This is a genomic window from Candidatus Eremiobacteraceae bacterium (assembly GCA_035710745.1).
GTDB lineage: Bacteria > Vulcanimicrobiota > Vulcanimicrobiia > Eremiobacterales > Eremiobacteraceae > JANWLL01.
In genome coordinates, this window is sequence record DASTCX010000004.1 from 24,255 (window position 1) to 40,769 (window position 16,515).

12 protein-coding genes are annotated in these 16,515 nt (G+C 66.0%); 9 read left to right on the forward strand and 3 right to left on the reverse strand.

Annotation, left to right across the window (positions count from 1 at the left end):
• Positions 1 to 16: 16 nt before the first annotated feature.
• Positions 17 to 1,315: an alanine--glyoxylate aminotransferase family protein gene (locus VFO25_01205; protein ID HET9341516.1), complete on the reverse strand. Its 1,299-nt coding sequence runs from the start codon at positions 1,313 to 1,315 to the stop codon at positions 17 to 19.
• Between VFO25_01205 and selD the strand changes: the two genes are divergently transcribed.
• From selD to VFO25_01250, 9 genes are all read left to right on the forward strand, one after another.
• Positions 1,283 to 2,326 carry a selenide, water dikinase SelD gene (gene selD, locus VFO25_01210; GenBank protein HET9341517.1) on the forward strand — a complete coding sequence of 348 codons (1,044 nt, stop codon included), beginning with the start codon at positions 1,283 to 1,285 and terminating at the stop codon, positions 2,324 to 2,326. The genes VFO25_01205 and selD overlap by 33 nt on opposite strands.
• Before the next feature lie 92 nt (positions 2,327 to 2,418).
• Complete coding sequence (gene tkt, locus VFO25_01215) at positions 2,419 to 4,431, forward strand: transketolase (protein HET9341518.1); 2,013 nt, start codon at positions 2,419 to 2,421, stop codon at positions 4,429 to 4,431.
• Between the two features lie 81 nt (positions 4,432 to 4,512).
• On the forward strand, positions 4,513 to 5,637 hold the full coding sequence (gene tal / locus VFO25_01220) for a transaldolase (protein ID HET9341519.1): 1,125 nt from the start codon (positions 4,513 to 4,515) through the stop codon (positions 5,635 to 5,637).
• Positions 5,631 to 7,310: a hypothetical protein gene (locus tag VFO25_01225; protein HET9341520.1), complete on the forward strand. Its 1,680-nt coding sequence runs from the start codon at positions 5,631 to 5,633 to the stop codon at positions 7,308 to 7,310. Before tal ends, VFO25_01225 begins: the two co-directional genes overlap by 7 nt.
• Positions 7,311 to 7,338: 28 nt before the next feature.
• On the forward strand, positions 7,339 to 8,274 hold the full coding sequence (gene gnd, locus VFO25_01230; GenBank protein HET9341521.1) for a decarboxylating 6-phosphogluconate dehydrogenase: 936 nt from the start codon (positions 7,339 to 7,341) through the stop codon (positions 8,272 to 8,274).
• A 2-nt stretch (positions 8,275 to 8,276) separates the two neighbouring features.
• Positions 8,277 to 9,827 carry a glucose-6-phosphate dehydrogenase gene (gene zwf, locus VFO25_01235; protein ID HET9341522.1) on the forward strand — a complete coding sequence of 517 codons (1,551 nt, stop codon included), beginning with the start codon at positions 8,277 to 8,279 and terminating at the stop codon, positions 9,825 to 9,827.
• The gene (locus VFO25_01240) at positions 9,812 to 10,912 is read left to right on the forward strand and encodes a glucose-6-phosphate dehydrogenase assembly protein OpcA (GenBank protein HET9341523.1); all 1,101 of its coding nucleotides are present in this window, start codon (positions 9,812 to 9,814) and stop codon (positions 10,910 to 10,912) included. The genes zwf and VFO25_01240 overlap by 16 nt, the downstream gene beginning before the upstream one ends.
• A gap of 2 nt (positions 10,913 to 10,914) precedes the next feature.
• Positions 10,915 to 11,661, forward strand: a complete 747-nt coding sequence (gene pgl, locus VFO25_01245) for a 6-phosphogluconolactonase (GenBank protein HET9341524.1) — start codon at positions 10,915 to 10,917, stop codon at positions 11,659 to 11,661.
• An 8-nt stretch (positions 11,662 to 11,669) separates the two neighbouring features.
• Entirely contained in the window at positions 11,670 to 13,949 is a 2,280-nt protein-coding gene (locus tag VFO25_01250) for an amylo-alpha-1,6-glucosidase (GenBank protein ID HET9341525.1), read from the forward strand.
• 152 nt (positions 13,950 to 14,101) lie between these two features.
• Here VFO25_01250 and VFO25_01255 read toward each other — a convergent pair whose 3' ends face one another.
• On the reverse strand, positions 14,102 to 15,196 hold the full coding sequence (locus VFO25_01255; GenBank protein ID HET9341526.1) for a hypothetical protein: 1,095 nt from the start codon (positions 15,194 to 15,196) through the stop codon (positions 14,102 to 14,104).
• Complete coding sequence (locus VFO25_01260) at positions 15,193 to 16,419, reverse strand: glycosyltransferase (GenBank protein ID HET9341527.1); 1,227 nt, start codon at positions 16,417 to 16,419, stop codon at positions 15,193 to 15,195. The genes VFO25_01255 and VFO25_01260 overlap by 4 nt, the downstream gene beginning before the upstream one ends.
• Positions 16,420 to 16,515: the final 96 nt, after the last annotated feature.

The following is a 16,515-nucleotide window of genomic DNA, read 5'->3' on the forward strand; positions in this document are numbered from 1 at the left end:
AGTCGAACCGATCGGGCTACATCGCTGCCCTGGCTGTCGCCGCTCGGACGCTCCCGTCCGCGCCGGCGAGGGTGCGCGCTGTCGCGGCACTCGCCGATCCCAGCGCCACTCTCACGCCCAAGTCTCCGAGCGCCAACTCCAGCGCTCCCATCGCGCCGATCAGATCGCGCTCTGCGAGCGCTCCCATGTTGCCGATGCGGAAGATCTTGCCTTCCACTTGTTGTTGTCCGCCGCCGACGACGACGCCGTAGCGCTCTCGAAGGCGGCTGAGAAGTGCCTTGGCTTCGACACCCGCCGGCACTCGGACGGCCGTGACCGTCTGCGAGTACCAACGCGGCTGCGCGAAGAGCGTCAGCCCCACCGCCATGCACCCGGCACGGACGGCAGAGGCATAGCGCGCATGCCTCGCATGCGCGGCTTCGCGGCCTTCCTTCAAGTAGTTATCGGACGCCCGTTCGAGGGCCGTTAGTATCGGGACAGGGGGTGTCCAGGGGGTCGCGCCGTCGTCGGCTGCTTTGCGCGCCTTGAGAAGGTCGAGGTAGAAGCGCGGCATCTTGGCCTGCTCGGCCGCTTGCCACGCGCGGTCGCTCAGGACGACGATCGCCGCGCCGGGAGGGGCCGCGAGCGCCTTTTGCGAGGCGGTCGCAAGCGCGTCGATGCGCCATTCATCCGTACGCAGCTCGACCGCGCCGGCGCCGCTGACGGAGTCGACGACCGTGAGAGCCGGATGATCGCCTTTCGCCTTCATGAGCGCTTCGAGGTCGTTGCCGACGCCGGTCGACGTCTCGTTGTGAGTGATGAGGATGCCCTTGATCACACCCGCCGTATCCGCTCGAAGCCGATCGCGAAGCCGCTGTGGGTCGTTGCCCCAACCCCATTGCTCGGACATCGATTCGACGTCGCCGCCGTATGCTCGCGCGATCGCGGCGAGCCGATCGCCGAACGATCCGACACTCAGGCTGAGCAGCTTGTCGCCGGGAGAGAACAGATTGACCACGATCGACTCGAGCGCGCCGGTCCCGGAGCTTCCGAGCAGCACGATGCGCTTTGATGTTTGGAGAATCTCGCGCAAACGCTCGTAGAGCCGTTCGTATAAGGCGCGCGCGCGTGGGCCGCGATGGTTTTGCATCGGCGCGGCAGCGGCGGCGAGCACGTCTTCGGAAACGGCGACCGGACCCGGAATCAACAAGATCTCTGACACGTCGTTCGCACCTCTCGCGCGCGCATCGTTCTTGTCCGCACCAAAGGTCGCCTTCGTCGGCGCACCAAAGCAATCGACGTCATGTCTGCATCCGACATCGCTCGCCTGACGCACGTCGTCGACTGCGCAGGCTGAGCGTCCAAAATGGACGCGGGCGTCCTCGCGCAGGTCCTGCGCGTCATGCCGCCGCCCGATGATCCCAACGTCCTCGTCGGATTCGAAACGTCCGACGACGCGGGCGTCTATCGCATCGCGTCCGATACCGCTCTCGCGCTGACGGTCGACTTCTTCACGCCGATCGTCGACGACCCGGCGACGTTCGGCGCGATCGCCGCCGCCAACTCGCTTTCCGATCTCTACGCCATGGGTGCGAAACCGGTCGTGGCGCTCGCGGTGGCGGCTTTCCCCGAGAGGGGACTCGACAAGAGCGTTCTCGGGGCGATCTTCGCCGGCGGCGCTGCGAAAGCGCGCGAAGCGGGGATCGCGATCATCGGCGGTCACACGGTGAAGGACCCGGAGCCGAAGTACGGCCTTTGTGCCATCGGCCTCGTCCACCCAGACAAGATCGTGCGCAACTCGACGGCGCGGGCCGGCGACGCTCTCGTCTTGACGAAGCCGCTCGGTACCGGCATCATCACGACGGCTCGGCGGCGCGATGCGATCGGCGATGCGGAACTCGCGGCGGCTGTGGAAAGCATGACGACGCTCAATCGTGCGGCTTGCGAGGCGATGCTCTCGGTCGGCATCGATTCCGCGACCGACGTCACCGGCTTCGGCTTGGTCGGCCATCTGCGCGAGATGATCGACGGGTCGGGCGTCGGCGCTTCGATCGATGCTCGTTCGGTGCCGCTCCTCGCCGGCGCGCTCGAACTCGCCGCGCTCGGTCACGCGCCCGGGGGCTCGAAGTCGAATCTCGAACGCGCGCTCGCGCTGGGCTCGTCATTCGAATCCGTGCCCGAGGCGCTTCAGCTCGTTCTTTGCGACGCACAGACGTCCGGCGGCTTGCTCATCGCGGTGCCCGAGGAACGCACCGGTGCGTTGCTCGACGAACTCGTCCGTGGCGGTGTGAACCGAGCGGCCGTCGTCGGCCGTATCACGAGTGAGCAAGGCCTGAAAGTGCGCTAGCGGCGCGACACAGGGACCGCTTTGCGGATCGCCCAAGGACGCCGTCCGCGTCGCGCGGGACCCACCCACGACACGTTCCCGGAGGCCAACGAGTGAGATCGCCAACCGCCGTCGCTTCGCCGTCGCTCGACCTGCTCTGCGTCAATACGATCCGCACGCTCGCCATCGATGCGGTCCAGAAGGCGAACTCAGGCCACCCCGGTATGCCGATGGGCGCCGCCGCGATGGCATATACGCTGTGGACGCGCCACCTCAGGTTCAATCCGCGCAACCCCGATTGGGTCGATCGCGATCGCTTCGTCCTCTCGGCCGGCCACGGGTCGATGCTGCTCTATGCGCTGCTCTTCCTCACCGGCTACGACCTGACGCTCGACGACCTCAAGCAGTTCCGCCAGTGGGGGTCGAAGACACCCGGGCATCCCGAGCGCGGCCACACAGCGGGCGTCGAGGTGACGACGGGTCCGCTCGGCCAAGGCGTCGGCAACGCCGTCGGTCTTGCGATGGCCGAACGCATCCTCTCCGCGCGCTTCAACAACGCCGAGGGTTCGATCGTCGACCATCGCACGTACGTCATCGCGAGCGACGGCGACATGATGGAAGGCGTCGCGTCGGAGGCGTCGTCGCTCGCCGGACATCTCCAGCTCGGTAGGCTCATCGTGCTCTACGACGACAACCTCGTGTCGCTCGACGGCCCGACGAGTCTCTCGTTCACCAACGAAGACGTGCAGAAGCGGTACGACGCATACGGCTGGCACACGCAGTTCGTGGCTGATGGCAACGACATCGATGCGATCGACCAGGCGCTTGTCGCCGCAAAGGCGGATCCGCGGCCGTCGCTCATCCGCGTACGCACGCACATCGGCTACGGCGCGCCGCACAAGCAGGATACGTCCGCCGCACACGGCGAGCCGCTCGGCGCCGACGAAGTGCGCGCCGCGAAGCTCACGTACGGATGGGATCCCGACGCGCAGTTCCTCGTACCGGACGATGCCCTCGCTCACTTCAGGTCCGCGATCGCGCGCGGCGCAGAGCTCGAGTCGAAATGGCGAGCGGCCTTCGACGCATATCAAAGCAAACGCCCGGCGCTTGCGAAGCAATTCCTCGACGAGCAGGCGGGAAAACTCGCGTCAGGTTGGGCGGACACCCTGCCTGTTTTCAAACCGGAGGACGGTGCGGTCGCGACTCGTGACGCATCGCAGAAGGCGATCAACGCGCTCGCCCTCACGGTGCCGGCGCTCATCGGCGGTGCCGCCGACCTTGCGACGTCGAACAAGACGTCGGTGAAAGACTGCGGCGACTTCGAGCCGACCGACTACGCAGGACGCAATCTTCGCTTCGGCGTTCGCGAGCACGCGATGGGAGCGGCGCTCACGGGGATGGCGGTCCACGGCGGCTTGCGCCCGTATGGCGGCACCTTCCTTATCTTCTCCGACTACATGCGTCCGACGATCCGCCTCGCCGCGCTGCAAGGCGCGAATCCCATCTACGTCTGGACGCACGACAGCATCGGCCTCGGCGAGGACGGTCCGACGCACCAGTCGATCGAGCAGGTCGCGAGTCTGCGCGCGATCCCGAACATGACGATGATGCGCCCCGCCGATGCGAACGAAGCCGTCATCTGCTGGCGTATCGCCGTCGAACACAAGGGCGGGCCGGTCGGGATGGCGTTCACGCGCCAAAAGCTGCCGGTCTACGCTGCCGCATCGGTCGCCGGCGCGGCGCGCGGCGGCTACACGCTCGCACGCGAAAGCGGAGGCGATTTGCGCGTCATCCTCATCGGCACCGGCTCGGAAGTGCATGTCTGCATGGCCGCCCGCGATCTGCTCCAGAAAGACGGCATCCCGACGCGCGTCGTCAGTCTTCCGTGCTGGTCGATCTTCGACGCGCAGGAAAGCGCGTATCGCGACGACGTCCTCCCGCCCACGGTCCATGCGCGCGTCGCCGTCGAAGCCGCATCCGTCTTCGGCTGGGAGCGCTACGTCGGCGATCGGGGAGCCGTGATCGGAATGCACCGCTTCGGCGCGTCGGCGCCTGCGGAGACGCTCTTCAAGGAATTCGGATTCACGCCCGAGCGCGTCGCCGAACGCGCGCGATCGCTCCTTTGAGGCCGTGGTTTGCAGGGCCGAGCTGCGCTCGGCCGGTCGAGACAAATCTCGACCGCTCCCAAGTAACTTCGAGGTTAGCAAATGCCTAGTCCGTTGAACGACCTCATCAAGTTCGGACAGAGCTTCTGGCTCGACAACATCCGCCGGGGGTTCACCCGCAGCGGTGAGCTGCGCCGGCTCATCGACGTCGACGGCTTACGCGGCGAGACGTCGAATCCGACGATCTTCGAGAAGGCGATCGCGGAGAGCGACGACTACGACGACGCCGTCAAGACGCTCGTCGCGGCGAAGAAGACGCCGGCCGATGTCTACGATGTGCTGACGACCGACGACGTCCGCGAGGCGTGCGACGTCTTTCGCGATCTCTACAATTCGACGAAGGGCAGCGACGGGTTCGTCTCGATCGAGCTGCCGCCGAAGTTCGCCAAAGACACGGACGCCTCGATCAAAGAGGGCCTGCGTCTCTGGTCGCTCGTCGACCGCCCGAACCTCATGGTCAAAGTGCCGGCGACGGATGAAGGTATTCCCGTCATCCGGCGGCTCATCGCACAGGGGCTCAACATCAACATCACGCTGATGTTCGGCGAGCAGTACTACTCGAAGGTCATCGACGCGTATATGAGCGGTCTCGAGGACCGCCATAACAAGGGTCTGCCGCTTCAGCAAGTGGCGTCGGTCGCGTCGTGCTTCGTAAGCCGCGTCGACACGGAGACGGACAAGCGCCTTACCGCGATGACGGACGGTGCGGAAGCAGGCCGTACATCGGCCGCGCAGTCGCTGCTCGGCAAGGTCGCTATTGCGAATTCAAAACGTCTCTATCGCCTGTACAAGGATTCGATCGAATCGGACCGGTTCAAGGCGCTCGCTGCGGCCGGCGCCCGCCGTCAGCGCCCGCTCTGGGCGAGCACGTCGACGAAGAATCCGAAGTATCCCGACACCTACTACGTCGAAGCGCTCATCGGCGAGGACACGATCGACACGATGCCGCCCGCCACGATCGACGCGTTCCGAGATCACGGCAAGGTCGCCGCGACGCTCGACGCGGGCTACGACGAGGCGGATGCCACGATCGCGCGGCTCGAATCGCTCGGGATCTCGCTCGCCGATGTGACCGAAAAGCTCCTCGCCGACGGCCTCGTCTCGTTCGAGAAGTCGTATCAGGAGCTGTTCTCGGTCCTCGAAGACAAAGTCGCGGCGCTGTGCTAAACGCGATAGACCGGCAGCGTCTCGCGGGTTTCGACGCGTTCGACCTTCGCGGCGCGCTCACCAGGCTCGACGACGAACGGCTCGTCGCCCGCGTCTGGCAACACGATCCCGATCTTTGGAAGCCCGGCGACGCCGCACACGCGAAGGTCATCAAGAACCGCCTTGGCTGGCTCACGGTCCCCGAGACGATGGAAGCGTGTCTCGACGACATCGTGGGGTTCGCCGATTCCGTGCATCGCGACGGCATAAAGCACGCTGTCCTCATGGGCATGGGGGGCAGCAGCCTTTGCCCGATCGTGTTGCGCGAGACCTTCGGCGTGCGTTCCGGCTACCCGGAGCTCATCGTCCTCGACAGCACGTCGCCTGCCGCCGTGACGGCGGTCGAGAAGCAGATCGACGTCAAGGCGACGCTCTTCATCGACGCGAGCAAATCGGGCTCGACGCTCGAGAGCCACAGCTTCGCCGAGTACTTCCTGGCGAAGGCGACCGCGGCGTTCGGCTCGTCCGAGCAAGCGGCGAAGCGGTTCGCGTGCATCACCGACCCCGGTACGAAGTTGGCTACCGCCGGGCGTGATCGCGGCTATCGGCGCGTCTTCGAAAATCCGCCGGACATCGGCGGACGGTACTCTGCGCTCTCGTATTTCGGACTCGTTCCCGGCGCCGTCGCCGGGGTCGACGTGGCCGGCCTTCTGACGCGCGCGCTCCGTATGGCTCAGGCGTGCGCCGTCGGCGTCATGGCGGACCGCCATCCCGCGGCGACGCTCGGCACCGCGCTCGCGCAGGCGGCGTTCCATGGCAGCCGCGATAAGATCACGTTCCTCGCCTCGCCGCAGATCGCGACGATCGGCATGTGGCTCGAGCAGCTCATCGCCGAGAGCACAGGTAAGGAAGGCAAAGGTCTCATCCCGATCGCCGACGAGCCTGTGGGACCGCCCGGCGCATACGGTGACGACCGCTCGTTCGTCTCGATCAAGTGCGGCGACGACAGCGCGCATGAGGCGCTGTGCCGCTCGCTCGAGGAAGCCGGGCATCCGGTGACGCGCATCCACCTGCGCGATCCGCTCGACGTCGCGGAGGAATTCTTCCGCTGGGAATTCGCGACGGCGACCGCGGGTGCGCTGCTCGGCATCGATTCTTTCGACGAGCCGAACGTGCAAGAGAGCAAGGACAACACGAACCGGATCCTCGGCGAAGGCGTGAAAGCGGATCCTTCGCGCATCGCGCCGACCGATGAGAAGGCGCTCGCGCAGCACGTCGGTCAGCTGCGCCGAGGCGACTACCTCGCGCTCCACGCGTTCGTCATGCCGACGCAGGCCCGCACGAACGTCGTACAGCGTGCGCGTGCGGCGTTGCGCGACGCGACGAACGCCGCGACGACGTTCGGCTACGGGCCGCGCTTCCTCCATTCGACCGGCCAGCTCCACAAAGGCGGACCGAACACCGGCGTCTTCGTGCAGCTCGTCGGAACCGAGGGCGGGAGCGTCGCGATCCCGGGTGCTCCCTTCGATTTCGGCACGCTCATCGCGGCGCAATCCCTCGGCGACTTGCAGTCGCTGAAGGCTCACGGCCGCCGGGTCATCTCGATCGACCTCGGTGACGATATCGACGCCGGTCTCGGGGCGTTCGCGAAGACCGTCGACAAGATCGCACCTCACCTAGCGCCGGCGCCGTAAAACGCCGCGTATCCAGGAGAACGTTTCAATGCAGATCGCGATGATCGGCCTCGGCAAGATGGGCGCGAACATGGTCGAGCGCCTGCTCGAAGGTGGCCACTCGGTCGTCGTCTACGATCGCAGCGCCGACGCCGTCAAAGCGTCGGTCGGCAAGGGCGCTACCGGCTGCGCGTCGCTCGAAGAAGTCGTCAAGGCGCTGACGCCGCCGCGCGCCGTCTGGGTGATGGTGCCGTCGGGACCGCCGACGATCCAGACGATCGACAAGCTCGGCGATCTGCTCTCGCCCGGCGATGCGGTCATCGATGGCGGCAACTCGTATTGGAAGGATGGACAAGAGCAGGCGAAGCGGCTGAAGACCAAGGGCGTCGACCTCGTCGACGCGGGCACGTCGGGCGGTGTGTGGGGCCTGAAGGTCGGCTATTGCCTCATGGTCGGCGGCGTGGCCGCCACCTGCAAACGCCTCGAACCGATCTTCCTCACCCTCGCGCCGAAAGACGGATACCTCTATGTCGGGCCGCCGGGCGCCGGACACTTCGTCAAGATGGTCCACAACGGTATCGAGTACGCGATGCTCCAGGCGTACGGCGAAGGCTTCGAGCTCATCCGAGCGTCGGAGTTCGGCGACGGCATCGATCTCGGCAAGGTCGCCCATTTGTGGAACCAGGGCAGCGTCGTCCGCTCGTGGCTGCTCGAGCTCGCGGAGCTCGCCTTTGCGGCCGATCCGAAGCTCGACAAGATCGAGGGTTACGTCGACGACACCGGTGAGGGCCGGTGGACGGTCAAGGACTCGATCGACCTCGCGGTTCCGGCACCGACGATCGCATTATCGCTCATGATGCGATTCCGTTCGCGCCAGGAAGATTCGTTTTCGGCCAAGGTCATCGCGGCACTGCGCAACCAGTTCGGCGGCCATGCGGTCTACGCCGAACCGGCAGCCGCCGGCGACGGCAAGGCGAAGGCGTAAGGATGGCGACGACGCCCGCCGACCTCGTCAATCCGTTCCGCGAAGGGCTGAGGACCGATCGCGCGACGGCTCCATGCCAGCTCGTCATCTTCGGCGCGTCGGGCGATCTCACGAATCGCAAGCTGCTGCCCGCGATCTACAATCTCGCGCAAGCCGACCTCTTGCCGCCCTCGTTCTCGGTCATCGGCTTCGCCCGCGACTCGCTCGATGAGAAATCGTTCCGCGACAAACTGCGCAACGCGGTCGCAACGAGCGGCGACGTGCGGGTCAAAGACGATGCGGTGCTCGCGCGACTCGTCGAGCGCACGCACTACGTCGGCGGAGACTTTCACGATCCGGCCTCCTACGACCGGCTCAAGGCCGCGATCGAAAAGTACGGCAAGGAATATGCGACCGGCGGCAACCTCATCTTCTACATCGCGACGCCGGCGAGTCTGTTCGGCGACATCGTCGAGAAGCTCCACGATGCCGGACTTGCCGCCGCCGATTCCGCCGATCGCTTCGTCCGGATCATCGTCGAGAAGCCGTTCGGTCGCGACCTCGCGAGCGCGAAGCTGCTCAACGCGGAACTGCTCAAGTATCTCTCCGAAGACCAGGTCTATCGGATCGACCACTACCTGGGCAAAGAGACCGTCCAGAACATCCTCGTCCTGCGCTTCGCGAACGGCATCTTCGAGCCGATCTGGAACCGCCGCTACGTCGACCACGTGCAGATCATCGTCGCCGAGAGCCTCGGGATCGAGGGGCGAGGCAACTTCTACGAAGAGACCGGCGTGGTGCGCGACATCATCCAAAACCACGCGCTCCAGCTCTTGTCGCTCGTCGCGATGGAGCCGCCGACGACGTTCGACGCGCGCGAATTCCGCGACGAGAAGATCCGGGTCATCGAAGCCATTCGTCCGATCCCAGTCGAAGATCTTCGTGCGTCGTGCGTTCCCGGCCAGTATGGCGCGGGTTTCGTCGACGGCGACGACGTGCCGGCGTATCGCGACGAGCAGAACGTCGCCAAGGATTCGATCACCCCGACGTACGGCGCGTTTCGCTTCTTCGTCGACAACTGGCGCTGGGCAGATGTGCCCTTCTACGTCCGCAGCGGCAAGCGGTTGCCGAAGCGGCTCACAGAGATCGCGATCCAGTTCAAGCGCGCGCCGCATCTCCCGTTCCGCAAGAGCCAGGTCGACGAGCTTTCGGGGAACGTCCTGGCCTTGCGGATCCAACCCGATGAGGGGATCACGCTTCGGTTCGGCGCCAAGGTGCCGGGGCCAAGTATGCGCATCCGATCGGTCAACATGGATTTCGGCTACGGCGAGACGTTCGGCCGCGAGGATGCCTCGCCGTACGAGCGTCTCATCCTCGACTGCATGAAGGGCGATCAGACGCTGTTCGACCGGGCCGACGGCGTCGAGGCGGCGTGGGCGCTTATCGATCCCGTTCTCGCCGTGTGGCAGACCGACCGCAGCACCGTGTTTCCGAATTACGCCGCCGGCACGTGGGGACCGGCCGAGGCGGACGCGCTCATCGAGCGCGACGGCCGTCAATGGCGCAGGCTGTGAAACGCGGCGACGGCGTCGCGGCGCCGGCGTTCGATGGGCTCAAGCCGGTCGCACCCGCGCAGGTCGAGGCCGAACTGACGAAACGGCTCGCCGACAGCGGCGTGGCTGCGGGCGAAGCGCCGTCGCGCGCCTGCACGCTCAATCTCGTCGTCTACGTCGAGCGCGCGTCGGAGATCATGCAGGTCGCCGAGGCGATCCGTGCGCTCGAAGCCTCACATCCGATGCGCGTCTTGCTCGTCACGCTCGACTCGGGCGCGCCTGCAGATCGCGTGCAGACGTGGGTCGACGTCGAATGCTCCGATTGCGGCCAGGTCTGCAGCGAACAGATCGTCCTGCGCGGCAATCCGGATGCCTCGGCGAGGATCGTTTCGACCGTACTCGCGCTGCTCGTCGCCGATCTTCCGGTCGCCCTGTGGTGGCGATCGGACTCGCCATATCTCAGCCGCTTGTTCAGAGGGCTCGCACCGCTCGCCGATAAGATCGTCGTCGACTCTATCCGCTTCGGAGACGGCCCGGCGGCCCTCGATACGCTCCATCGGCTTGCTTGGAGCGATCGTCGAGCGCGCTCGGATGGACGCGACCGTGCGCGTCATCGCGCGCCGATCGCCGACATGAATTGGTACCGCATCGCGACGTGGCGTTCGACGCTGTCGGCGTGCTTCGACGATCCCGCCGTGCTCGCGTTCCTGCCGTCGATCGACAAAAGCGAGATCGAGTTTTCGCTCGGACCGCAAGGCGGCGATTCTCCGCCCTCGGCCCGGTCGCTGCTGCTCGCCGGTTGGATAGTCAGCCGCATGCCCGCGATCGCCGGCCACGGAGATCTGAGCGGCGTGCCGAGCGATTGGGCGACGCACGGCGCGATCGTCGCGCTGCGCCTGCGGTCGTCGGCATCCCGAGCGGGCGTCTCTATCGAGTGGAAGAGCGATAAGGTCGGCATCGACGCGACGGCGTTCGGCGCCGGCGGCGTTCCGATGCGGCGTTGGCGATTCGAGCCGGACCCGGAAGACGAGGCCGACCTGCTCTACAGCTGCATCGATTCGATGTCGCCCGATCCGGTGCTCGAGGCGGCGCTGGAGGTCGGATAGGCTTGGGCGCGACGCGGGTCGTCAAAGTCGCGGATCCGCTACTCCTCGCCAAGCGCGCCGCCGATGAGTTCGCGATGTCGGCCTCGGCTGCGCTGCACGAACGAGCGCGGTTCGCCGTCGCTCTTTCCGGCGGCAAGACGCCGCACGCGATGCTCGAGACGCTCGCGACTCGCACCCTCGATTGGCCGTCGATCCATTTTTTCTGGAGCGACGAGCGTTGCGTCGCCCCTGACGACCCGAGCAGCAACTACGGCATGGCGCGCAACGCACTGCTATCGAAGATCGCGGTGCCGAAGGGCAACGTCCACCGGATGCGCGGCGAGCTCGATCCTTTGGCCGGTGCGTCTGCATACGACGCCGAGCTGCGCGCGTTCTTCGGCGCGGGTGCTCCGGTCTTCGATCTCCTGTTCCTCGGCCTCGGCACGGATGGCCACACGGCATCGCTTTTTCCGGGAACCGCTGCTTTGGGAGTCACCGACGTGTGGTGCGCGGCGAACCAGGTGAGCGCGCCTGTCGCTTCGCCGTGGCGCTTGACGCTCACATATCCTGCGATCAATGCCGCGCGCCGCATCATCTTTCTCGTCGAAGGCGCGGACAAATCGGACATTCTCGCGAACGTTCTCGGGAATGAGAAGGACGTGCGGCGCTATCCCGCCCAAGGCATCGCGCCGACCGACGGTGAGCTCGTCTGGCTGGTCGACTCCGCGGCCGCCGCGAACCTCCCGGCTTCATCGCTGACCGACGGATAAGGAACTCCGTGCCTGCTAACTCGTACACGTATCCGCCGGAGCGGCTGCTCACGGGCGCAAACCTCGGCAATTGGGAGCTTTTCCTCAAGCTGACGTCGCTTTCCGACGTCGGCGGCTTGTGGAGCGCGGTCGACAACCAGATCTATTGCGGCCGCTGGGTGACGACGTTCTCCGTCGATCGCGAGCGCGCGACCGCCGTCGAGACGACGCACGCGCCGGCATATCAGGACACGACCTACCGCTGCGCCGGTCTGAACATCCGCAAGCTCGCGTTCCTCCCCGTCCGCGATGATCTGCTCCAGATCATGCACATGCCGATCGCGTTCGAGAACACGACCGACAAGCCGCTCGCGGCGACCGTCGTCTGCGACGTGCACTTCCCAGCGTTCGTCTGGCCCGGCATGTACAAGATACCTGAGATGGCCCAGCGCAACAAACGCGTCGCGCACCGAGAGATCGACGGTGTCATCGTCAGCGCCACCGTCGGCAACGACAAAGAGGTCCGCGTGTTCGGCGCCGACGCCGAGCCCGCGTCGACGAATCTCACCGATCGCGGCTTTCAACGGACGTACCGGATCGAAGTGCCGGCACGCGCGAAGGCGGCGCTCGAGATATCGATGGCGTTCAGCCATCGCGGCTACGACGACGCCATCAAGACGTATCGGCATGCACCGCGCTCGGGTGAAGCGCTCGCGAAGACCGAGGCGGAGTACGAGCGCGTCCATCGCAACGGCGTCGTACGCACGCCCGAAGCGGCGATCAATCGCGCCTTCGATTGGGCGAAGATCAACACGGTGCGCGTCGAGCACCGCTTCCCGTCCGGCTTCGGATTCACGAACGATCCTTCGCAAGACATCGTCGTCACGCGCGACGTGGCGTGGTTCGTGACGGGCTCCGACTACATCACGCCCGACTTCTCGCGCGGAATGCTCGATCTCGTCGCCGCGTTCGGCATCGAGCCCGGCGGCAAGATCACCGAGTTCATCAACGCGTGCGCCGATCCGCCGACGCGATCCGACTACGACCTCAACATCAACGACGACACCCCGCTCATCGTCGGCGCCGTCTACCACCACTTCGCGGTGACGCGCGACCGGTCGGCGCTCGACCGCGCTTGGCCGATGACGCGCAACGCGATCGAATGGATCCTCGCGCAGATGGTCGACGGGCTCGTCTTCTCCGATTCGCGCGAGTCGAACGTCTGGGGCATCTCGGGCTGGCGCAACATCATCCCGCAGGGGCAGATCTCCGGCTGGGTGACGGAGATCAACGCCGAGTGCGCGTACGCGTTGCGCTTGGGCGCGCAGCTCGCTCGCCTCATGGGTGCCGAAGCGGACGCGGAGCGCTACGCCGAGGCGTCCGATGTGCTCAAGGACGCCATCAACACGAGGCTCGTCAGCGAGAAGACCGGGCTCTATCTGCTCAACATCGATCCGGAGGGCGAGAAGCATCACGACCTGACCGGCGACCAGATCTTTCCGGTGCTCTTCGGCGTAGCGGACGAACAGCGAAGGCGCAAAGTGCTCGACCTGCTCTACACGCCCGAGTTTTGGACGCAGTTCGGCGTGCGCACCGTCGGCAAGCACCAAGACGAATACGATCCGGACTACGGCATCCAACTGCTCGGCGGCGTGTGGCCGAACCTGACCGCATGGGTCGGCTTCGGCGGCCGTTACTACTCGCCGCGCCGGCTCGCCTCGGCGCTGCGCAACATCTGGCGGATCAGCGAAGTCGATAATCCGCGCGCCTACTACAACGTCGTGCCGGGCCTCTTCCCAGAGCGCCTGTCCGGAGATTCGTTCAAGAGCCGCGGCATGGCGATGAGCCCATGGATGCCCCCGACGTATCTGTGGACCGTGTACGAAGGGCTGCTCGGCTTCGAGCCGACGATCGAGGGCTTGCGCATCAATCCGCACATCCCGGCCGACTGGTCGTGGATCGGCGCGCGCGACGTGCCGGTCATGGGCGGCCGCCTGTCGATGTTCTATCACCGCCGCCGCCTCCACGCGAACATGGCGGTCAGGTCGCGCAGCAAGATCGACGTCTACGACGAGGACGTCAGCCGCTTCATCGAATGCGACGCGCCGTTCTCCGTCGCGCTGCGTCAAGGAAAGCGCGTGGCGATCTTCATCGGCACAGCTGGCGCCGGATCGTTCACGCTGAAGATCTCGCCTCCGCTGACGTCCAGCGAAGAGACACACCGCATCTCGTTGCCCGAAGGCGGCAGCAAAGCGATCTCGCTTCGCATGGCCGGCCGCGCATCCGTCGAAGAACTCGCCGCCCGCTAGCAGATCCGGGAGCGGTCGAGATTCATCTCGACCGCCGCGGCCTTTCCTCAACGGAAATGTAATAGCCCGAGCGAAGCTCGGCTCCCGGTGTAAGGTCGTCTCCGGTCGAGCTAAAGCTCGACCTCTACATCTTCTCTTAGGTTGAGATCGCCCTACTGAGCGGCGGCGTTTATGACGAGCGTTGCGTGGACGTACGAGAGCGTGCTCTCGGCGCCTTGGTTGCCGTTGAGCTCGCCGCGCAAGAGGCCGTCGCAGCACCCGCCGGTCTCCGTGTTGGCGACTGCCAAGCCTTCGGTGTTGTTGCCGCGGAACCAGTCGTAGGCCGTGCGTGCGCGCTCGAGATAGGCGGCGTCGCCTGAGAGCGTGTACGCCGCGTGCCAGAGATCGACCATGCCGCACGCTTCGAGCGGCTGCTGGTCGTAGATCGCGCGATGCCCATCGCGGCGGTACCAGCCGTCGTTTCCGATCGCCACGAACATATCGTCCGGCTGTGTCACCGATGCGAGAAAGTCGAGCGCGGCCATGCCGGCCTTTTCGATCTTCTTGTCGCCGGTCGCGATGGCCGCGCGCAGCATCGATTCCGGCAGGCGCGCGTTACCCCAGGTCAGCGTATCCGACCACCACGGCCAGTCGGCGGTGGCGTTCGCGCGATGGGCGACGAGCATCGAAGACGCGAGGCGAAGGAACACGTCCTTCAGCCGTCCTCGAAGCGACGTTGGCAAGGCGGGTCCGGCCGCTCGCAGCGGCCACGCCGATTCCGGCGCGAGCGCCGCGCTCATGCCGAGGATCGCGTAGGCGCGTGCATGCGTGACGCGCAGCTCGTCGACGACCGGCAAAGCTCGTTCCAGCAGGCCGATCGCAGCCTCGCGCCACTCCGGAACGGTCGAGCAGCGCGCTGCCGTGCCCGCCGCCCAAATCGTGCGTCCGATCGAATCTTCCGAACCGACGACGTCGAGATACTGGCCGTCGATGTCAGCCATATTATGGAACCAGCCGTCGTCACGTTGCGCCGCAGTGACGAAAGCGGCGGCCCTATCGCCGATCTCGCGCGCGTACGCCGGTGCGTCCGAGCGGGTCATGACGTGGACCGCTGCGAGCCACGCGCGCGCGTTGTCATCGAGGCACGTACCCGATCGCAGATCCGGCGATTCGCCGCGGGCGAACTGCACGATGCCCGCCGGCGCCATAAGGCGCCGGAGGTGCTCGAGATGGACTCGCGCCTGCACGGCGACGTCGGTCGGGGTCATGCGCCTAGGCTGGCGGCCGCGATGTCGAGCCCTGCGAGCAGCGAATCGGCGAACGCCTGACGATAGCCGGCCGCGATCCGCGGCCACGTCATGCGGCGGCCGAAGCGGTACGCGGCCGACTCGAGCGATGCGCGCAGGCCCGGGTTGCGGAGCACGTCGTCGACGGTCGTCGCGAGCGCATGCGGATCGCGGAACGGCACCGTGATGCCGCGCCCATCGGCGAGCAGCTCCTTCGCGTAGAGGTATTCTGTCGCGATGACGGCTCGTCCGCAAGCCACGGCGTACGAAAGCGTGCCGCTCACCGATTGATGCGGATCGAGGGAAGTCGAGACGTAGACGTCGGTCGCGAGGAGCGCGCCGACGACCTCGTCGTCGGTCATGTAACGGTTGACGAACGAGACGCGATCGATGACGCCGAGCGCTTGCGCCCGCTCGAGCAGGCCGGTGCGGTAGCGTTCGCCTTCGTGGCGCTTCACCGACGGGTGCGTCTGTCCCCAAAGGACGTAGCGCGCTTTCGGATGGCGCTCCACGATCGCGGGCATCGCGTCGATGATCGTCTCGATGCCTTTGCCGCGGCTAAGCAGCCCGAACGTCGAAAGCACCGTGTCGTGCTCGAGGCCGAATGGACGCTTCCAGCGAGGTCCTCGAACCGGCGCGACGTCGGGGACGCCGTGCATGACGACGCATACCTTTGACGGACGGACGCCGTACCGCGCGGTGAGGATCGTCTTGCTCGCCTCTGTGAGCACCATGACGCGGTCGGCGCGATGGCATAGCTCGCGCGTGACGCGCAGCGTCGCCTCGTCGGGGTCGGGCAGCGTCGTGTGAAGCGTCAGGACGATCGGACGGTGGAGATCGCGGAGGAACGCGAGCAGATACGACCCTCGTTCTCCGCCGAACAAACCGTATTCGTGTTGGATGTTCACCACGTCGGCTGAGGAGGCGTTCGCCGATCTTGCCGCACGCGAGTACGACTCGAGGTCGTCGCGGTCGATCGTGTCCATGACGCAGCTCGGATAAAGATAGCGCTCGCCGGTGTCGTTCATAGCGATCACGTCGCTGACCAGGCCCGTCATCGCGTCGTACGCACCGCGCACGTCTTCCACGAACGTCGCGATGCCGCACTCGCGCGGCGGATACGAACCTAGGAACAGCACACGCGGATGCGCGCTGCCATTTTCCGATGCTCGGATAGTGACGTTGTCGTAAGGGCGAACGATCATGCGATCTCCATGAAGGGATGAATCAGGCGGACTGCCGTTCTTATACCCACGAATCTGGCGTCCCAATACGCTTAGTATGGGACGGGACGATGGGGC